The 19,232-nt window shown below is 44.1% G+C and carries 16 protein-coding genes, 1 tRNA gene and 1 CRISPR repeat array; of the genes, 10 read left to right on the plus strand and 7 right to left on the minus strand.

Annotation, left to right across the window (positions count from 1 at the left end):
- Nucleotides 1–104: 104 nt before the first annotated feature.
- From MC24_RS04555 to MC24_RS04585, 7 genes are read right to left on the minus strand one after another with little or no spacing between them, the layout of a single operon-like run.
- Nucleotides 105–719 (minus strand): redox-sensing transcriptional repressor Rex, encoded by a 615-nt coding sequence (locus MC24_RS04555; RefSeq protein ID WP_038052963.1) that lies wholly within the window; start codon nucleotides 717–719, stop codon nucleotides 105–107.
- Nucleotides 712–2,649 (minus strand): [Fe-Fe] hydrogenase large subunit C-terminal domain-containing protein, encoded by a 1,938-nt coding sequence (locus MC24_RS04560; RefSeq protein WP_038052966.1) that lies wholly within the window; start codon nucleotides 2,647–2,649, stop codon nucleotides 712–714. Before MC24_RS04560 ends, MC24_RS04555 begins: the two co-directional genes overlap by 8 nt.
- Nucleotides 2,650–2,662: 13 nt before the next feature.
- Complete coding sequence (locus MC24_RS04565; protein WP_011943841.1) at nucleotides 2,663–4,543, minus strand: NADH-ubiquinone oxidoreductase-F iron-sulfur binding region domain-containing protein; 1,881 nt, start codon at nucleotides 4,541–4,543, stop codon at nucleotides 2,663–2,665.
- A complete protein-coding gene (gene nuoE, locus MC24_RS04570; protein WP_011943842.1) occupies nucleotides 4,536–5,021 on the minus strand; it encodes an NADH-quinone oxidoreductase subunit NuoE in 486 nt (161 codons plus the stop codon). The genes MC24_RS04565 and nuoE overlap by 8 nt, the downstream gene beginning before the upstream one ends.
- A 12-nt stretch (nucleotides 5,022–5,033) precedes the next feature.
- Complete coding sequence (locus MC24_RS04575; protein WP_038052968.1) at nucleotides 5,034–6,173, minus strand: SpoIIE family protein phosphatase; 1,140 nt, start codon at nucleotides 6,171–6,173, stop codon at nucleotides 5,034–5,036.
- Nucleotides 6,160–7,725: a [Fe-Fe] hydrogenase large subunit C-terminal domain-containing protein gene (locus tag MC24_RS04580; RefSeq protein WP_011943844.1), complete on the minus strand. Its 1,566-nt coding sequence runs from the start codon at nucleotides 7,723–7,725 to the stop codon at nucleotides 6,160–6,162. The genes MC24_RS04575 and MC24_RS04580 overlap by 14 nt, the downstream gene beginning before the upstream one ends.
- The gene (locus MC24_RS04585; protein WP_012896473.1) at nucleotides 7,718–7,945 is read right to left on the minus strand and encodes an NAD(P)H-dependent oxidoreductase subunit E; all 228 of its coding nucleotides are present in this window, start codon (nucleotides 7,943–7,945) and stop codon (nucleotides 7,718–7,720) included. Before MC24_RS04585 ends, MC24_RS04580 begins: the two co-directional genes overlap by 8 nt.
- Nucleotides 7,946–8,212: 267 nt before the next feature.
- On the opposite strand from MC24_RS04585, the gene MC24_RS04590 reads away from it, so the two are divergent.
- The 10 genes from MC24_RS04590 to MC24_RS04645 all read left to right on the plus strand — a co-directional run bounded on the left by MC24_RS04590 (nucleotide 8,213) and on the right by MC24_RS04645 (nucleotide 19,192).
- Complete coding sequence (locus MC24_RS04590; RefSeq protein WP_012896474.1) at nucleotides 8,213–9,361, plus strand: inositol-3-phosphate synthase; 1,149 nt, start codon at nucleotides 8,213–8,215, stop codon at nucleotides 9,359–9,361.
- 40 nt (nucleotides 9,362–9,401) lie between these two features.
- Entirely contained in the window at nucleotides 9,402–10,127 is a 726-nt protein-coding gene (locus tag MC24_RS04595; RefSeq protein ID WP_038052970.1) for a sugar phosphate nucleotidyltransferase, read from the plus strand.
- Nucleotides 10,121–10,738, plus strand: coding sequence for a CDP-alcohol phosphatidyltransferase family protein (locus MC24_RS04600; protein WP_004081659.1), 618 nt, complete (start codon nucleotides 10,121–10,123; stop codon nucleotides 10,736–10,738). The genes MC24_RS04595 and MC24_RS04600 overlap by 7 nt, the downstream gene beginning before the upstream one ends.
- Nucleotides 10,739–10,770: 32 nt before the next feature.
- Nucleotides 10,771–11,502 carry an ABC transporter ATP-binding protein gene (locus MC24_RS04605; RefSeq protein ID WP_004081657.1) on the plus strand — a complete coding sequence of 244 codons (732 nt, stop codon included), beginning with the start codon at nucleotides 10,771–10,773 and terminating at the stop codon, nucleotides 11,500–11,502.
- A complete protein-coding gene (locus tag MC24_RS04610; RefSeq protein WP_004081655.1) occupies nucleotides 11,499–12,455 on the plus strand; it encodes a SufB/SufD family protein in 957 nt (318 codons plus the stop codon). Before MC24_RS04605 ends, MC24_RS04610 begins: the two co-directional genes overlap by 4 nt.
- Before the next feature lie 32 nt (nucleotides 12,456–12,487).
- A tRNA-Val gene (locus tag MC24_RS04615) sits at nucleotides 12,488–12,562 on the plus strand.
- Between the two features lie 49 nt (nucleotides 12,563–12,611).
- Nucleotides 12,612–13,382, plus strand: coding sequence for a bifunctional fructose-1,6-bisphosphatase/inositol-1-monophosphatase (gene suhB, locus MC24_RS04620; RefSeq protein WP_004081652.1), 771 nt, complete (start codon nucleotides 12,612–12,614; stop codon nucleotides 13,380–13,382).
- Nucleotide 13,383: 1 nt separating this feature from the next.
- The gene (bfrA, locus tag MC24_RS04625; RefSeq protein ID WP_004081649.1) at nucleotides 13,384–14,682 is read left to right on the plus strand and encodes a beta-fructosidase; all 1,299 of its coding nucleotides are present in this window, start codon (nucleotides 13,384–13,386) and stop codon (nucleotides 14,680–14,682) included.
- 569 nt (nucleotides 14,683–15,251) lie between these two features.
- A CRISPR array of direct repeats spans nucleotides 15,252–16,478; the repeat unit is 30 nt; unit sequence GTTTCAATACTTCCTTAGAGGTATGGAAAC.
- Nucleotides 16,479–16,683: 205 nt separating this feature from the next.
- A complete protein-coding gene (gene pelG / locus MC24_RS04640) occupies nucleotides 16,684–18,033 on the plus strand; it encodes an exopolysaccharide Pel transporter PelG (protein WP_081953065.1) in 1,350 nt (449 codons plus the stop codon).
- Entirely contained in the window at nucleotides 17,993–19,192 is a 1,200-nt protein-coding gene (locus tag MC24_RS04645; protein WP_038052983.1) for a hypothetical protein, read from the plus strand. The genes pelG and MC24_RS04645 overlap by 41 nt, the downstream gene beginning before the upstream one ends.
- The last annotated feature ends 40 nt before the right edge of the window (nucleotides 19,193–19,232 follow it).

The following is a 19,232-nucleotide window of genomic DNA, read 5'->3' on the forward strand; positions in this document are numbered from 1 at the left end:
CCTCCCTGTTGAAATGTTTTTGAGGATTAACTTAGCACTGGAATTATACCATGATAATGTAAAGAAGGGGCTGAACGCCCCTTTTTATCTTTTCAAGATGTTTTTCACTTCTTCAGAAGGTGTTTTATTGTGAGAAGAGACTGGGTGAGATCCTCATCCACGACTATGACACCTTCTGGAAGATCGAGATGAACTCCCGTGAAGTTCCATACGGCTTTTATTCCCTTTTCGACAAGAAATTCGGCTGTGGTTTGCGCTCTGTTTTTTGGCACACACAATGCTGCTATCTCCACATCAAACCTTCTGATGACCCTTTCCAGAACGTCCAATTCTCTGACAGCGAATTCTCCTATGAACTTCCCCACGTTTTCTTTCTCTGTATCGAACACAGCCACGACTTTCACACCGGCTTTTGAAAAGTCCAGACTCAACAGAGCACTTGCAAGGTCGTTTACTCCTACAATGATCATGTTAGTGGTGTTGTTCACTCCGAAGAGATCGTCGAGTTCTTTTCTGAGTTCTTCCACATCGTAGCCGACCCTGGGCTTTCCCTGACATTTGAGATAGGAAAAGTCTTTCCTCACGAGGTCCGGGTTTATTTCGAGGAATCTTGCGATCTCATCAGAGGAGATGTAAGGTTTTTTTGTCGCTTCCAGAACTTTTCGGTACATCTTCAACCTTTCAAAGGTAGATCTTGGAAGATGTATCATCTCAGCCATTTTTCGAAAGCTCCTCCAGCACCTTCTCAAAAGTGGCACCACCTATGATTTTATCATCCACGATCACGTTCGGAGAAGCCCCGCAGTTTTCCACACAGAACGTTCCCAGCACTTCTATTTTTCCTTCCCTATCGTTCTCTTTGACGTAATCAACGAGCTTTTTCAGTATTTCGTAAGATCCTTTCGTGTAACAGGAGGTTCCAAGACAGACTTTCACCGTTCTCTTTTCGCCGTTTGGAACGGGCAGTATTTCCACATCTTTTTCCGGGTATCTTCTCCTCGGTCGGTAGGTGGTGTGGAGAATTTCGTGTCTTGTGTGTTCGTCTTTCAGATCTTCCTCGTAGAGTTTCATGAGAAAGAGGTTTTCCACGGGTGTGAGGAGAGATTTTATTCCCATGGTGTCTCTTAGCACTTTTGCCCTGTGTTCTCTGATTCTGGAATCGTTCGGGTAAGGCTGTCCTCCCCCACCCACACATCCGTAGTTACAGGCCATTACTTCGATAATCTCCACGTCTTTTCTTTCTTCGAGGAACTTCTTCACCTTACCAAGACCGTATATGACAGCTCCTTTGAAAGACGTACCATCTTTGAGTGTAACTTCCGCTACCCTGATGCCATCTTCCGGAGATTTTACATCGACTTTTTCTATGCCGATTTCCTCGTTCAACACAGAAAGAACACAGGAGAAGACCCCACCGGCTTTTCCAAAACCGAGACCCGCCTGCGAAGACACTCCGTAAGGTCTGTCGAACGGCTGGGGTTCTACTCTGTTTATGTCTATTCTGCTCATCTTGATGAGTTGAGCGAGTTCCCTTGTTGTGAGGACAATGTCAACGATTCCTTCGTGTTCTTCTCTTTCTGCTTCGAACTTTTTAGCGGTACACGGCATGAACGAAACGAGGAAGATCTTTTCTTCGGGAACACCGAGTTTTCTTGCGTAGATCTTCTTTATCACCGTACCGAGTGCCTGTTGAGGTGATTTCACGCTCGAGAGATTCTGAAGGTACTGAGGATAGGTGTGCTCAGCGTGCTTCACCCATGCGGGACAGCATGAGGTGAACTGTGGAAGTCTTTCTCCTTTTTTGAGTCTTTCATAGAACTCGTGGGCTTCTTCGTAGGCGACAAGGTCTGCTCCGAACGACACATCGAAGACTTTATCGAAGCCTATCGTTTTCAGGAAAGAGACGAGTTTTTCCGCCATTGCGACGTCTTCGTCTATTCCAAACTCTTCCTGAATCGCAGCCCTCACCGCAGGTGCGATCATTCCTATCACGATCTTGTCGCTTTCAAGAGCTTCGATCAACTTGTCTATGTCGTTTCTGATGCTCAGAGCTCCCGTTGGACAGTAGGCTACACACTGTCCGCAGAGCACACACTCCGTCTCTATGAGGGGAGTATCAAAAGCGGTTGTCACAACGCTTTCAAAACCGCGCTTTGCGAACTCGATAACACCGACTCCCTGAATTTCTTCACACACGCGAACACAGTCACCGCAGAGAATACACTTGGATGTATCTCTCACTACCGGAGCGGATTCGTCCCTGACGTGTTCTTTCTTGAGAGCCTCGAATCTGATCTTTCTTATGCCGAAGTCTTCAGCGTACTTCTGAAGTTTACAGCTTCCGTTTCTATCGCAGGTGGTGCAGTCCCTGTTGTGAGTTGCGAGGATGAGTTCGAGGATGTTTCTTCTCATTTCGTATATTTCGGGGGTGTTCGTTTTTACCTTCATACCTTCGTACGGTTTCAGGGTACAGGAAGTGGTGATCTGACCGTTGATCTCCACAAGACACATTCTACAGGCTCCATATATAGAAGCCTCCGAAAGATAACACAGATTCGGAATCTCTATCCCCACGTTCTTCAGCGCTTCAAGGAGGTTACGCTCGTTGTCATTTATGATAACTTCTTTTCCATCAACGTAAATTTTCATTTTTCTTCCCTCCTCAGACAAGCTCTATGGCTTTGAACGGACATTTACTCGCACAGAGACCGCACTTGACACACTTCTCCTGATTTATCGTGTACGGTTTTCCTCTTTCTCCGGTTATGGCGTTCTGTGGACAGGATCTGGCACAGAGTCCACAGCCTTTACAGATATCCGGGTTGATGACGTATTTCTTGAACGCCGTACACATTCCGCTTGGACATTCTCCTTCGATGTGTGCAATGTACTCCTCTCTGAAGAGCTTCAGGGTACTGAGAATGGGGTTGGGAGCGGTCTTTCCGAGCCCACAGAGAGAAGCGGTCTTTATTGTTTTTGAGAGGTGTTCGAGAGCTTTGAGATCCTCGTATGTAGCTTTTCCGTGGGTGAACTTTTCCAATATGTTGTACGCCTGCATGGTGCCTTCCCTGCACGGCACGCACTTTCCACAGGATTCCCTCTTGGTGAAATCGAGGAAGAACCTTGCAACCTCTACCATACACGTTTTCTTTGTAATCACGACTATTCCACCGGATCCTACCATCGCATCAGCTTTTTTCAGTGTGTCGTAATCGAGGGGCATGTCGATGAAATCTTCGGAAAGACACGCTCCGGACGGTCCTCCAATCTGAACCGCTTTGAACTCTTCTCCTTCAACGAATCCTCCACATATGTTGTAGATGATATCTCTCAAGGTGGTGCCGAATTCAACTTCGATGATACCGGTGGCTTTGAGGGGACCGGCAACGGAGAACATCTTGGTTCCCGGTGAGTTTTCCGTTCCGCGTTTTCTGTAGTTTTCCACACCGTCTCTGAGTATTCTTGGTATGTTCGCGTATGTTTCCACGTTGTTTATGAGGGTGGGTTTACCCCAGAGACCGGATTGAGCCGGGAACGGTGGCTTTGGTCTGGGCATACCTCTTTTCCCTTCTATGGAAGCGAGCAGTGCTGTTTCTTCACCGCAGACGAACGCGCCGGCACCTTCCTTCACCTCGAGGTCGAAAGAGAATCCAGTACCGAGTATGTTTTCCCCAAGAAGACCGAGTTTTCTGGCATCTTCTATGGCTTTTTTGAACATTTTGACTGCAAACGGGTACTCGGCCCTTATGTAAGCGTATCCCTTCTGTGCACCAACCGCGTAACCCGCTATTATCATTCCCTCGAGAACGAGATGGGGGTCTCTCTCGAGGAGGGTTCTGTTCATGAACGCTCCGGGATCTCCTTCGTCACCGTTGCAGACGACGAATTTTATATCACCCTGCGCTTTTCTGGTGAATTCCCATTTGAGACCTGTTGGAAATCCTCCTCCACCTCTTCCTCTGAGACCGGATGCCTTCACCGTTTCTATGATTTCTTCCGGTGTCATTGAAGTGAGGGCTTTGACGAGAGACTCGTATCCACCCCGTGCGATGTAGTCTTCTATACTGTCACACTCGGACTCACCTATGGCTTCCATGATGTAGAAATCCTGGTTTTTGAAAAGCGTGGTGTCCTCTATTCTGGGAACCTTTTCTCCCGTGAGGGGATCCGTCAGAAAGAGTCTTTCTATGGGCTCACCCTTGAGGACGGTTCTGTCCACGATCTCCGGGACATCTTCGGGTACAACATTTGAATAGAAGAACCTGTAGGGCATGATCTTCACGAGGGGACCGGAAGAACACCTTCCACAGCACCCTGTTCTGTTCAACGTGACTTTGTCATCATCGATCTTTTCCAGCGTGACCTGTCCGAGGAGGTTTCTCTTTTTGAGCTCTTCTTCGAAAGCGCTGTAAACTTTGAGAGCACCTTTCGCAGTACAACCAGTTCCGACGCAGACGTATATAGAGACACCGTTCAGTTTTTTCTCTCTCAGGGTTTTCAGTTTGTTTGCGTACTGGACGAACTCTTTCGCGTTCTTAAACATTGGCGCTCTCCCTCTCTTTCTCTTTTATTTTTCTCAGGATTTCTTTCACCTTATCGGCCGTGAGGTTTCCATAGACCTCACCGTTTATCACCATGACCGGTGCGAGCGCGCAGGCTCCGAGGCATCCAACCTGATCGAGACTGAACATGAGATCTTCCGTGACGTTTCCAGGAGTGAGACCCGTTTCTTCTTCGATTGCTTTGAGTACTTCTGGAGATCCTGCCATGTGACAGGCAGTCCCATCGCACACCATGATCGCGTACTTTCCTTTTGGTTTCAGAGAGAACTGAGCGTAAAAAGTCGCCACTCCGTAGATCTTTGCGGGAGGAATTCCCATAGCGGTGCTCACGTAGTTGATCACATCCTCCGGAAGGTACCTGTAGATCTCCTGGATCTCGAGGAGGATCTTTATCAGATTCTCTCTCTTGTAACCGTATTTCTTCAAAATTTCTTCGACCTTTTCGAAGTGTCTTTCCAACGCCAACACCTCCTAACAGTATTGAACGTTCACTATTTTTCCCCTTTCTCGAAGGATCTGAGCGATATCCTTGACCAGTCTGAACTTCAAAGAGATATCGTGGCTGAACAGAGGATTCTGATGAGCCGGGTTTATTGCCCTTCCAACGAAGAAGTTGATTTCATCGGCCTCCAGAAGACTTTTGACGATGAATTTTGCACCGTACCCCAGTTCGTCCGATTGCCCTTCGAGGTACCTGAACACCTGAGTCAGGGTGACGATTCCTTCCGTCATGAGATCGATTCCTTCCATGTATCCAACAGGCGGAGAGTTTTCCGAGAGGGTGTACAGATCGATCTCAACTTTCTTTCCTGTAACCCTTTCAAAGATCTGACCTGTTGTTCCTCCGCAAACGATCTTTTTTCCAGGAAGGCTGAGAAACGTTCTCACGTACTCTTCGTCTTTTTTTCTGTCCTCAGGTGGTCCGACGAACAGATTCAGAATGCGCTTTTCTCGGAAATTCAAGCAAGCAACGAGTGTATCATCCCCTCTCACTTCTTGGTCCAGTTTTTCTGCGAGCTTTACAAAGTGCCTGACGATGTTTTCGGGAGAAACGTGGTTTTTCAGAAGATGCTTCATCTCTTTTTCTATGTTTTCCACACCGAAACCCAGTGGAAAAAGATCCGTTCCCATTCCCGCCTGAGAGAGTCCATCCGTTGCCAGAAAGAGTAGAGTTCCAGCTTCAGATCGAAACTGCCACACGAAGACCTTTTTTCCCTCTATCTCGAGTCCCTGTTTCTCAGGAAAGACCCTTCTTTCTCCTTTGAACAGCATCACAACCGGAAACTCGTATTCGACGACGGTGCAGGTATTGTTTTTGAAGTCGCACACCACGGAGCACAAATTGGAGTAGCTGATTTTTCTTACTCTGCAAATGGGGAGTGTCGCGAGGATCGTTCTGAACACATCTGCTACAGGAAGACCTTTTATCAGCATCGTGGAGGCTATGGTTGATGTGAGAGTTGAGAGAATACTCGCTTTTATCCCGCTTCCCAGTCCGTCGGAAACGCTGACCACTATTTTTTCACTCTCTCTCTTGACCTTTATCGAGTCTCCACACACCTCTTCGCCTTTTTTGTTCTTCGAGGCAAAAAAGACATCACAGGTCAGCATTTTCTCCCTCCATGAACCTCTTCAGCTCCATGAAACTGCTCTTGGTTTCCGCGATGGATTCACCGAGTATCCCAGCAATTTCTTGAGCGATTCTCATTTGTTTGTTCAGCATTTCTTCGACCTTTCTGAGTGTTTCCTTTTTTACCTTGTCGAGCTCTTCGTCTTTCAGTTTTTCCTGCGTAATATCCACTAGCATGATGACTTCTTCTCCATCCTCGAGAGAAAATTCCTTCACAAAGAAGAATCTCTTCCCTTCGATGTTGAGAGTTTCTCCCACAGAGCCCTTCGCACATTCCAGGATCCCAGGATCCTTCTGGATCAGTTCCCCAGCTACCCTGTTTCTGTAGATCACTTTTTCGTCTTTCAAAACGAATACAGCGTTTGGAGATTCTTCAACGACTCTGTAACTGGAAGATTTGACCAGATCAAGCAGGTACACAAAGCACATCTCCTTTTCCGCTTTTCCAAGGACCACGGCCCTGGCTTTTTCACGGCACGAATCGTATCCACACGCACCGCAGTTCAACTCTTTGGACGGATCGTCTTTTCCTATGGACACGAGAACCTTTTTTATTTCCTCTTCTGGAACTTCCACGTTCCTGGACTTGTTTCTGTAGCTCCTGAAGGTATCGATCTTGAGGTGATTCACCTTCGGTTCTTTTGGGAGTTTCTTCTGCCATTCAAGAAGCCTTTCTTTTCCGTTGCTTTTTTTCTTCATCACAGGTCCGTTCAAACAGCTGCCGTAGCATGCGGAAGCCTCTATGAAAACACTTTTGTATTCATCTATCCTGGAAAAGACTCTCATCAGGTTTTCGATACCTTCAACCACGAGCTTTTTTTCCCATGGGACAGAAACGGTGTAGCCTATACCGTCCGTTGTCGGATAAAACCGAGCCCTGTCTGGATACGGACCGTCCGGAAGAGCTTCTTTTCCTTCTCTTTCTTCGAGGATCTCCTCGAGTTCTTCGAAGGTGAGTGCAACGTCAACGAGGTCGCTTTCGGATTTCTTTGCTATGCATGGTCCAACAAACACAATTGGGAAGTCACCGTATCGTGTCTTCAAAAACTTCGCGTGCGCCATCAGAGGAGAATCAACAGGTGCAAAATATTTCAAAACATTAGGAAAATGTTTCTCAGCGAGATTAACAACCACGGGACAGGCAGTTGTTATGAGGGGACCAGGGTGTTTTTCAAAGACCTCTTCGTACCTTCTGGAAACGATCTCCGCACCCACGGCTGTTTCCTGAACAACCACAGCACCCATCTCTTTCAAAATACCGATAACTCTCAGAGGATTTTCAAAGTAAGCGAAAAACGACGGTGCTATGGAAACAAGAAACGGTCTGGACAAACTCAGAAATCTTCCAACGTCTTTCCGATAGCTTCTTGCATTCTGAGGACAGATATCTAAACATAACCCGCAAAAAACACATTCTTCTTCTAAAACTGTTGATTTTCCCGATTTGAAAGATATGGCTTTAACAGGACAGTTTCTCAAGCACTTGTAGCAGTATCTGCAATCCGTTTCTCTCGAGAATATGAGTTCAGCCATTTTGAAGCACCCTCTTTAGAATTTCCTCAGCATTTTCAGGAGTTACTCTGCTGAACAGTTGTCCATCGATTTCAACGCAGACTCCCTGAGAGCAGTTTCCGAAACACAATGAACCGTACAGCTTGAAGTTGTATTTCTTTTGAAGCTCTTGAAATCTCCTGACAACCTCGTAAGATCCCTTCAAATGACAAGAACTCCCCATACATACTCTCACAATCATGTCCATCGTTCCTTTCAAATCGTGAACCTTTTCACGTTATATTTTTCACTATTTTTCAGGAGAAGTCAAGGGAGTGATATATGTTGTTACCTACTTCACAAGTTTTGTAAACAAACTGATTCACTAAAAAGAAAACTATTGGTAAAGCACTTGAAATATATGACTGTAAAAACGTGATATAATAGACTTGGCTTTTAATCTAATCCCTCCATACAATGTTTTTCTTCCAGATAAAATCCGCGAATAAAAGTTAAGGAGGTGAAACGCATGGTCAAGGTCCTGATCCTCGGACAGGGCTACGTTGCCAGTACATTCGTTGCCGGACTTGAAAAGCTCAGGAAAGGGGAAATAGAACCTTACGGAGTGCCCCTTGCAAGGGAACTTCCCATCGACTTTAAAGACATCAAGATTGTGGGAAGCTACGACGTGGACAGAGCGAAGATTGGAAAGAAACTGAGCGAAGTGGTGAAGCAGTACTGGAACGATGTTGACTCGCTGACGAGTGATCCTGAGATTCGCAAAGGAGTACACCTTGGAAGCGTGAGGAACCTCCCCATCGAAGCTGAAGGTCTCGAAGACAGCATGACTCTGAAGGAAGCGGTTGACACTCTTGTCAAGGAATGGACAGAACTCGATCCCGATGTGATCGTGAACACCTGTACCACGGAGGCTTTCATACCCTTCGGGAACAAAGAAGATCTTCTGAAAGCTATCGAAAACAACGACAAAGAGAGACTCACTGCAACTCAGGTGTACGCTTACGCGGCGGCTCTGTACGCGAACAAGCGTGGAGGGGCGGCTTTTGTGAACGTTATTCCGACCTTCATAGCGAACGACCCGGCTTTCGTTGAGCTCGCGAAAGAGAACAACCTCGTCGTTTTCGGAGACGACGGTGCTACCGGTGCCACACCGTTCACAGCGGACGTTCTCAGCCATCTTGCCCAGAGAAACAGGTACGTCAAAGATGTTGCGCAGTTCAACATAGGAGGAAACATGGACTTTCTAGCGCTCACAGACGATGGAAAGAACAAGAGTAAAGAATTCACCAAGTCCAGTATAGTGAAGGACATTCTCGGTTACGATGCACCGCATTACATAAAACCTACAGGGTATCTTGAACCACTTGGAGATAAAAAGTTCATAGCCATTCACATCGAGTACGTGAGTTTCAACGGTGCTACAGATGAGCTCATGATAAACGGAAGAATAAACGACAGCCCGGCTCTTGGAGGTCTCCTTGTTGACCTTGTGAGACTCGGAAAGATCGCACTCGACAGGAAGGAGTTCGGAACGGTCTACCCAGTGAACGCCTTCTACATGAAAAACCCGGGACCGGCGGAAGAAAAGAACATCCCAAGAATCATCGCTTACGAGAAGATGAGAATCTGGGCGGGATTGAAACCGAAGTGGCTGTGAGGGGCTTGAGCCCCTCATTTCTTTTCGTGGGGGTGATTCTGTGAGAGAGGCCGTTGTGCTGGCTTCCGGAGTTGGAAAAAGACTCAGATCGGTTACCGGAGACGTTCCGAAGGTCTTTTACAGGTTCGACAGTTGTGAACTCGTGAAGTATCCAATGATCTCCCTGATGAAAAACGGTGTTGAAAGATTCGTTCTTGTCGTCTCAGAGGGCTACAGAGATCTTGGAGAGAAGGTTCTGAATGATCTGAGTGTTGAGGGAGTTGTCGTTGAGAACAAAAAGGTGGAACTCGGCAACGCGTATTCTTTCTTCCTGAGTGAACCTTACGTGGAGAGCGAGAAATTCTTTCTCTCGTGTGGCGATTCTCTCTTTCCACCTGAGGCACTGAAAAGTGCTTTCAGTGAGGATGAATTCCATATAAAACTCGGTGTGAGTAAGAGAAGTGACCTGATAGATCCTGAAGAGGCGAGTAAAGTTCTGGTAAATGAAGATCGGATCGTTAAAATCGGAAAGAGAATCAATGAGTACAACTATTTCGATACAGGTGTTTTTGTGATGACGAAAGAGGTGTACAGGCTCAAGGAGAGTTTTTCGTGGACTGAGGAAATTTCTCTGTACCATGTGCTGCAGAAGGCAGTTGACACGGGAATGATCGTTAAGGTGTTCGATTTTGGAAATGCTCTGTGGACAGAAATAGATTCTTCCGATGATCTTAACGAGAAAGTCTACGAGTTGATGAAAAAAATAAAGGAGGGAGTGGCATGCTGAGAAAATCCACCGATGGGTGGATTTCTTCTCTGATAAACAGGAGATTTTCCTCAAGGATCACAAATCTCATTCTCGAAAAAAACTGGCAGATAACACCCAACCAGATGTCTTTCATCAGCTTTCTTGTTGGTGTTCTCGCGTTTCCGTTTTATCTTCTCAAGCTTCCGTGGATCGCAGGAATTCTTGTTCAGGTCTCTTCTGTTCTGGACGGAGTGGATGGAGAGCTCGCACGCGCAAGAAACATGTCTTCAAACTGGGGGGCTTTTTTCGATACGATGTTGGACAGGTTCGTGGATATACTGGCCGTTCTTGGGCTGTCTCTTTACGGTTGCTTGAAAGATGGTCCCTCTCTTTCCTTACTCCTCTGGTCAGTTCTTGCCGTCAGCGGTTCTCTCATGGTGAGTTACCTTCACAGTGTTGGGAAGGTGTTTGGTACCCACCCGGCTCTCGTCGGAAAGCTATCCGGTTTTGCCTCCAGGGATGTTAGGTTGTTCGTTGTATTCGTTTTTTCTCTCTTTGGAATGCATCTTCCTGCTCTTGTAGTTATCTCGATCCTGTCGTATGTTTACACTACTGGGAAATTCGTGGAACTTCTGGTGCTCAACAGGTGATTTCGTGTTAGACTCAATTTGAGGTGATGAATGTGCTGGAGCTCATCGATGTGTGGTATGAGGTAGAGGGAAAGGCTATTTTGAAGGGAATAAACGCTCGCTTCGAAAAACAAAGGGTTTACTCCATACTGGGAACCAACGGTGCAGGGAAAAGCACTCTCGCCTATTTGATCATGGGGCTTGAGGGCTACAGACCCACCAGGGGAAAGATACTCCTCGACGGTGAGGACATCACCGATCTTTCCGTAACAGAGAGAGCCAAAAGAGGGATCACCCTCATGTGGCAGGAGCCCGCTCGATTCACAGGAATCAAGATCAGAGACTATTTGACTCTCGGCGGAAGAAGAAAAGTATCGAAAGAGGAGCTCGAAAGGGTCTTAGAACTCGTTGGTTTGAATCCGGCACTCTACTTGGAAAGAAACGTCGATGAAAAGCTGAGCGGTGGAGAGAGAAAGAGGGTAGAACTGGCGAGTATTCTTCTTATGAAACCTAGATACACCATCCTCGATGAGCCAGACTCCGGGATAGATATTATGAGTCTTGAGATGATAGAGAAGGTTCTCTCGGAACTCGTGAGTGCGGGTGGCTCTGTGATCTTAGTCACTCACAGGGAAGAAATCGCACTGGAGAGCGACTACGCCTTTCTCATCTGTCACGGCTCCATCTTGAAAGAAGGAAACCCGTCTGAAATCGTGCAGTTCTACAAAAACAGCTGTGACAGATGTGATCATCCGAATGAACCATCAGGGGAGATGATCGTATGATCGTAAAAGACTACAGAAGAGAATTCGAAGCACTGGCAAAGGCCTACGAAAAGGCAGGGGGAGACGTTTCGAAGTTCCTCGACAGGAGGATAGCCTCCATCATAATAAGCGGTGACAAGGTCATAGGACTCAACGGTGTGGAGGGAGTAGAACTCACTCCCTACAGGATAGAGAACGGTGTTCAGGTGGACATGAGGATAAAAGAAGGTGTGGTGGTGGAGTATCCCGTCCACGTGTGTACGGGGTACTTAGAAAAGAAAGGACTGCAACGTGTTGTGTTCAATATAAGGCTCGAGAAAAACGCGAAAGCGATCTTTGTGGCACACTGTGTTTTTCCGTGGACCGAAGATTTCACACACGACGCCTTGATGAACGTGGAACTGGAAGAAGGAGCGTGGATGGAGTACCACGACGAGCACACGCACAGTGAAACGGGTTCTATAAATCTGATCACCAGATCGATAGCAAGAGTTGGAGAAAGAGCGGTTTACCGAAACACCTTCACTCTCGTGAAAACAAGAATAGGAACGCTGAGGGTCTTCATGGATGCTTCACTTGAGAAAGATGCCGTTGGAGAACTCTACACGAAAGTAAAGGCCGTTGAAGACGACGATGTGGAAGTGAAGGAGATCCTGAGACTGAACGGAATGGGAGCGAGGGGACTCGCCAAAACGAACGCAGTTGCAATCGACAGAGCGAAAGTTTCTGTGGTGAACGAGGTTTACGGGAACGCGCCGCACACGAGAGGCCACGTGGAATGTCTTGAGATCGCAAAGGGAGATGGAGTGGACGTGAGAGCTCTTCCTGTGCTGGTTGTGAAGAACGATTCTTCTGAGCTAACCCACGAGGCTTCCATAGGAAGGGTGAACGCGAAACAGCTTGAAACACTCATGGCCAAAGGCCTTACAGAAGAGGAAGCGACCGAAATGATCATAAAGGGTATTTTGACATGATGGAGATTTTGTTGTAAAATCCATAAACGGATGGGTGCGTAGCTCAGGGGGAGAGCGCTTCCCTCACGAGGAAGAGGTCGCAGGTTCGAATCCTGCCGCACCCACCAGCAGGCTCCCTCAGGGGAGCCGTTAATTTTTTTAGAGGGAGGGATCGAATTGGACAGACTGGACTTTTCTATAAAGCTTTTGAGAAAGGTGGGACACCTCCTCATGATACACTGGGGAAGGGTGGACAACGTCGAGAAAAAAACCGGTTTCAAGGACATAGTCACAGAGATAGACAGAGAAGCCCAGAGAATGATAGTCGATGAGATAAGAAAATTCTTCCCTGACGAAAACATCATGGCCGAAGAAGGAATATTCGAAAAAGGAGACAGGCTCTGGATAATAGACCCGATAGATGGAACGATAAACTTCGTTCACGGCCTTCCGAACTTTTCCATCTCTTTGGCCTACGTTGAAAACGGAGAAGTCAAGCTAGGGGTCGTCCACGCCCCTGCTCTCAACGAAACACTCTACGCTGAGGAAGGAAGCGGTGCCTTCTTCAACGGTGAGAGAATCAGAGTGTCTGAGAACGCCAGCCTCGAAGAGTGTGTTGGTTCCACTGGTAGCTACGTGGATTTCACCGGGAAATTCATCGAGAGGATGGAAAAGAGGACCAGAAGGATTCGGATTCTTGGAAGTGCCGCGCTGAACGCCGCTTACGTTGGTGCAGGAAGGGTTGACTTTTTCGTCACCTGGAGGATAAATCCCTGGGATATAGCAGCCGGTCTGATAATCGTGAAGGAAGCGGGAGGAATGGTCACGGATTTCTCCGGAAAGGAAGCAAACGCTTTCTCGAAGAATTTCATCTTCTCGAACGGGTTGATCCACGATGAAGTGGTGAAAGTTGTTAACGAGGTGGTAGAAGAAATAGGAGGAAAGTGATATGTTCAAGCCGAATTATCACTTTTTCCCGATAACAGGCTGGATGAACGATCCGAACGGTTTGATCTTCTGGAAGGGAAAATATCATATGTTCTATCAGTATAATCCCAGAAAACCTGAGTGGGGAAACATCTGCTGGGGCCACGCGGTGAGCGACGATCTCGTTCACTGGAGACACCTTCCCGTTGCTCTATATCCCGACGATGAAACACACGGAGTGTTCTCTGGAAGCGCTGTCGAGAAAGATGGGAAAATGTTTCTCGTGTACACCTACTACCGCGATCCGACACACAACAAAGGAGAAAAAGAAACCCAGTGTGTGGCTATGAGTGAAAACGGATTGGATTTCGTAAAGTACGATGGAAACCCGGTCATATCTAAACCCCCAGAGGAAGGGACGCACGCCTTCAGAGACCCGAAGGTGAACAGAAGCAACGGTGAGTGGCGAATGGTACTGGGATCTGGTAAAGATGAGAAGATTGGAAGAGTGCTTCTCTATACCTCAGATGACCTTTTTCACTGGAAGTACGAGGGTGTGATCTTCGAAGATGAAACCACAAAAGAAATAGAGTGTCCCGATCTTGTGAGAATTGGAGAGAAAGATATCCTCATATACTCGATAACGAGTACAAACAGCGTTCTGTTTTCCATGGGAGAGTTAAAGGAAGGAAAACTGAATGTCGAAAAGCGGGGGCTTCTCGATCACGGAACGGATTTCTACGCTGCTCAAACTTTCTTTGGAACAGACAGAGTTGTAGTTATCGGATGGCTTCAAAGCTGGTTGAGAACAGGGCTTTACCCGACAAAACGAGAAGGATGGAACGGTGTCATGAGTCTTCCTAGGGAGCTGTATGTAGAAAACAACGAGTTGAAGGTGAAACCGGTGGATGAACTCTTGGCTCTCAGAAAGAGAAAGGTTTTCGAAACTGCAAAGTCCGGAACATTTCTGCTGGATGTCAAGGAAAACAGTTATGAAATTGTGTGTGAATTCAGCGGAGAAATCGAACTTCGAATGGGAAATGAATCTGAAGAAGTGGTGATAACGAAGAGTCGAGACGAATTAATCGTGGATACAACGAGATCTGGTGTTTCAGGTGGAGAAGTTAGAAAGTCGACAGTCGAAGATGAAGCTACAAATAGAATACGAGCTTTCTTGGATTCGTGTTCTGTAGAATTTTTCTTCAACGACTCCATAGCTTTTTCCTTTAGGATCCATCCAGAGAACGTTTACAACATTCTTTCTGTCAAATCGAACCAAGTGAAACTCGAAGTCTTTGAACTCGAGAACATATGGTTGTGACGTTAGACAACACTTTGAAAGCAAAGCCTATCTTTGTTTTATGCATCAAAACCAGATTAGTTCCAATCATTCACAAAGTGGGTGATGCGTGTGACTGGCAGTGGAAGGACGATACAGAGTATGCAATTACCGGTAACGAAAAATTTCATGCGGGTTTGTGGTACCGGAAGCTATGCGTTAAAAAGGGAATAATGGATGATATGAAGAGACAATATGAAGAGAATTTGTGGTAATCGATGACATGTAAGTGCTTTGAATTCAGGAAGTTAACAGTTAATTTCTAACACATTGAGGAATACCTTCTTTCATCTATTTGTGAAACATAGAACTAATCGATTTTTACCAGAAACACCCCAAAATGCCCCGACGTAGGTTGATATAATTTATTTTCTGTTTTTTGCTTGTGTTCTTTCGTTGTTGGACTATGCAATTATTCCATTTTTCCAAACAGTACTTGAAGGTGCTCTGTTGTGTGTTAGAATGGTTTATGGAAAAAGAGAATATGGAAGTTCAAAAAACATCTTGCTTTCAGAGTGTGTTTGTGGTATAATTTCTCTCGAACTCAACGGGTTTCAATACTTCCTTAGAGGTATGGAAACCTGCGATTTTCACGTCGGGAAACTTCGTAGCGCTCTGTTTCAATACTTCCTTAGAGGTATGGAAACGAAGGCTTGTCCTTTCAGCTGATAAAGTCATTATTCATGGGTTTCAATACTTCCTTAGAGGTATGGAAACACGTTGATTGATATAGTTTTTACAAGTTTAGATAAGGTTTCAATACTTCCTTAGAGGTATGGAAACGTTCCTGTAGTTCTTGCTTTGCCTCTTCGGGTGTTTGTTTCAATACTTCCTTAGAGGTATGGAAACGGATCTTCCCTTCTTTGTGCTCGAATACCCATTCGCGTTTCAATACTTCCTTAGAGGTATGGAAACAGGATACTGGAAAAATCCAGAAGCAAACTGCCAAAACGTTTCAATACTTCCTTAGAGGTATGGAAACCCGCCTTGTGCATCCCCATCCCCCCTCTACAGAATCGTTTCAATACTTCCTTAGAGGTATGGAAACACAAATCCCGCGGAGACTACATTAAAGCAGAACATGGTTTCAATACTTCCTTAGAGGTATGGAAACGTGGCTGATTGCAGCAAACGCCCAAACTGGCAACCTTGTTTCAATACTTCCTTAGAGGTATGGAAACATCTTCATCAAAAAGGCCCTCGAGGAGTTCGGTTTGTTTCAATACTTCCTTAGAGGTATGGAAACGCTACTAGCCATTCTGTGCATCGTCAACTGTGGCAAGTTTCAATACTTCCTTAGAGGTATGGAAACCTGCTCGGGTCAGTTTCAAAATCGTACAATCTATCGTTTCAATACTTCCTTAGAGGTATGGAAACAACAGCCGGACAGCTTCGGTGCCTTCGAGATATTCGTTTCAATACTTCCTTAGAGGTATGGAAACACCGGGATACCAAGCATTCTTTCGAGCACCCTGCAGGTTTCAATAGTTCCTTAGAGGTATGGAAACCAGGGAACAGTACCCTCCCTATGAAACTTCGTGTTGTGTTTCAATAATTCCTTAGAGGTATGGAAACGGAACAGGTGCTACAAGAGCACCACGAATGATCTCGGCGGGTTTCAATAATTCCTTAGAGGTATGGAAACTGCCAGGGAGTCACATAGTTTGATTCCTCAACCTCGAGTTTCAATAATTCCTTAGAGGTATGGAATCGCGGCCAGTCTGCACATTATCTCGCCTCCCTTTTGAGTTTCAATACATCCTTAGAACTATGGAGACATTTCAATTTTGATGCCCGTGTTTGTTTTCGCTTCTGTTTCAACATTCCTTATTTTTTGTAGATAATATTTTTTGGATCAAGTTAGTCTAGTTTTGTCTTCTGTGGGAAAACAAAAGTTAACTTGATGCTAATCTATATTTTTCAAAAAAGTGATTCAATAAATTTTTGAATTGTAGAAACAAATGGGCAATAAAGTTTAGAAAAATGGCGGGGAAATTCTTTAAGCTTAAATTCTTCAGGGAAACGTTTCTAGGAAACTTTTTGACCTTCTCTATTTCTGCTTTTGAAAGCAATCTGTTGTGGTTATTTCCGTTCTTTTTTTTCTCATTTATCTTTAGAAAGACACTATTGTTTGAGGCTTTGTTTGGAGTCATAACGTATTCCTTTATCTTTTCTACAATCGTTTTAGGGGGATTAGCATTTGCTATAGTCAGGATAATATCAGACTTCATATACCTGAATCAACCTCGAAAAATCTACGAGAACTATTCAGGAGCAGTTTTTTTGGTATTTTTTGTTTCTCTCGCTTCAGGGTACATTTTTTTTCATGATTATCATTACAGAGAAATCGCTATGTTTCTTTTCATGGGTTTATCAGTATTACAAGTGAACAGTTTATTCGTTGGAGCTATTGAAAAGACATATTTAACGCTTTTTTCGGTAGGTGCTAGTTTTTCTTTGGTCGCGCTTTTTTTCAACTTTTTTAAAAACAATATCAACGAGAAAATGGGGATTATGGCCTTTGCTATGTCAATTAGTTTGTCTGTTTTTATATTAAATGTTGTCATTACTAAATATTTGAAAAGTACCACACAAATAAGATTTGATTTTTTGAAGCTTATAGGAAAAAATCCGGAGTTGTTGTTAATAGGTTATCTCTATTATCTTTCATATTGGATCGACAATATTGTTTTGTGGATACAAAGAGGGATAGAAGTTGCTCCTGGTATTGTTATATATCCTGATTATGATTTTCCTCTTTTTATAACAAGCGTTTCTTTTATACCTAGCATCGTTTTGATCAATTTGAACATTGAAACTATCTTTTTGGAAAAATACTTAGCATTCTTTTCTTCTATAAAGAGTAATAAACCTTTGAATCAAATAGAAGAAAATTTGAGAAAACTCAAACTTTCGATAAAGCACATCCTTTTCAAAGTGATATTAGTAGGCATTACAACATTAATCTTAAATTTTTCAATTGCTCCTTTTTTTAAGGAATGGGGGATTCTCAACGAGAATTCAATACTTGCCTTTACAGTATCATCTCTTGGTCATTTTTTTAATGCAGTGTTCGTCTTCCTTATGATCATGTGCCTTTATTTTGGATACTATGCAGAGGCTTTAAAAGGAAATCTAATAGCTTTCGTGGTGAATTTTGTAGTGTCTTGGTTTTTCGGAAAAACAATTCTTGGGATAGGTTTTCTGGTATCGTTCTTGAGTGGTTCAGTGTTTCTTCTCCACAAATTTGATCTTAAGGATCTAATATTCAAAATTTATTCATCCCAACCTCATGGCCTGGAAAAAGTTAAAAGAATATCTTGGAAGCCATAGCAGTTATGGAAAATTGTATCCTTTTCTTGAAACAATAGGCATTTATTTTGCCTTATATTTATTGCTGATCCTCTTCCAAAATGATTTTATTGAAAAACTCTACATAGTACCCCTGATGGTTTTGGGAGCAAGGTATGGTTCTACAGTTCAAACAGTTAATGTACTCATGTATTATCTTTTCGTGTTGCTTCTTTCTGAGAACAAAAACCAATTTGAAGATGTTTTCTTACACTATGTTTTGATCGTGTCGTCAATAATAGTTTCTTTGATAAATCATAATCATACTCTAAAAATTGTCTTTTTAGAAAAGGATTTAAAGGAGTCAAGAAATGATCTTGAGAATATAAGAAAATACGTTGATTACCTCGAAGATGTTATTGATAAATTGAAAACAAAACTAATATACGAAAGTGAAGGGATAAGTTCCCTGTTAATTGAGTTATCTAATGCTTCTCCTGTAGACTTGAAAGAATTTGCGTATTATTTTCTGGAAAAGATAAGTTCTTTTTTTGAAATAAAGAGATCTAGCTTTTATTTGTACAAAGCGGGATTCATGAGATTGATAGCGAGCATAGGCCGTCCCTTACTTGGTTTTTCCGCGTCGGTACATCAATCACTTGTAGTAAAAAAAGCTATAAAAGAAGGAAGCTGTTCAATATTCGATGTTTTAAATCAGGAGGTTCAGCTTAATAAAGAACCTTTGTTAGCTGTTAGGGTTGGTGAAAAGGATATTTTAGGGGTTATAACTGTAGAAGAAGTGGAAAACCCTGTTCATTTGAACAGCATAGAAAAGAACTTGAGAGCTCTTACAGTGTGGTTTATAACGAGGTTAGAAAAAGTAGAAGAAGAAATTCAAAAGCATAAATTACCTGACGGAACATATACTGTTGATTTTTACAACTATACAAAGCAGAGATTGGAGGAACTCTTAACAAGATACAATCTTCCATTTTCGGAAATTTGTATATCAATCTCCGAGGATGAAATAGAAAAAATCATAAAAACTATTAGATCGGATGACGTCGTAACAAGAATCAAAACCAGTGATCATAAGATTTTTTTGAAAATACTTCTTCCCTTCTGTGACGAAATAGGGCAAATTGCAGTTATGGAGAGACTAAAATATGTTGCAAAAACGATTGAATTTTCAAGTTGTTAATTTGATAAACTTTTCGATAGCTTTTCTTAATGTGCTAATG

Origin of the sequence: Thermotoga sp. Mc24 (assembly GCF_000784835.1) — a bacterium.
In the GTDB taxonomy this organism is placed as follows: domain Bacteria; phylum Thermotogota; class Thermotogae; order Thermotogales; family Thermotogaceae; genus Thermotoga.

What these genes read in the sequence shown, in the direction of transcription:
- MC24_RS04555 (WP_038052963.1), bottom strand. Translation starts at nt 719, where the DNA reads ATGGCTGAGATGATACATCTTCCAAGATCTACCTTTGAAAGGTTGAAG.
- MC24_RS04560 (WP_038052966.1), bottom strand. Translation starts at nt 2,649, where the DNA reads ATGAAAATTTACGTTGATGGAAAAGAAGTTATCATAAATGACAACGAG.
- MC24_RS04565 (WP_011943841.1), bottom strand. Translation starts at nt 4,543, where the DNA reads ATGTTTAAGAACGCGAAAGAGTTCGTCCAGTACGCAAACAAACTGAAA.
- MC24_RS04575 (WP_038052968.1), bottom strand. Translation starts at nt 6,173, where the DNA reads ATGCTGACCTGTGATGTCTTTTTTGCCTCGAAGAACAAAAAAGGCGAA.
- MC24_RS04580 (WP_011943844.1), bottom strand. Translation starts at nt 7,725, where the DNA reads ATGGCTGAACTCATATTCTCGAGAGAAACGGATTGCAGATACTGCTAC.
- MC24_RS04585 (WP_012896473.1), bottom strand. Translation starts at nt 7,945, where the DNA reads ATGATTGTGAGAGTATGTATGGGGAGTTCTTGTCATTTGAAGGGATCT.
- MC24_RS04590 (WP_012896474.1), top strand. Translation starts at nt 8,213, where the DNA reads ATGGTCAAGGTCCTGATCCTCGGACAGGGCTACGTTGCCAGTACATTC.
- MC24_RS04600 (WP_004081659.1), top strand. Translation starts at nt 10,121, where the DNA reads ATGCTGAGAAAATCCACCGATGGGTGGATTTCTTCTCTGATAAACAGG.
- MC24_RS04610 (WP_004081655.1), top strand. Translation starts at nt 11,499, where the DNA reads ATGATCGTAAAAGACTACAGAAGAGAATTCGAAGCACTGGCAAAGGCC.
- bfrA (WP_004081649.1), top strand. Translation starts at nt 13,384, where the DNA reads ATGTTCAAGCCGAATTATCACTTTTTCCCGATAACAGGCTGGATGAAC.
- pelG (WP_081953065.1), top strand. Translation starts at nt 16,684, where the DNA reads ATGGCGGGGAAATTCTTTAAGCTTAAATTCTTCAGGGAAACGTTTCTA.
- MC24_RS04645 (WP_038052983.1), top strand. Translation starts at nt 17,993, where the DNA reads ATGGCCTGGAAAAAGTTAAAAGAATATCTTGGAAGCCATAGCAGTTAT.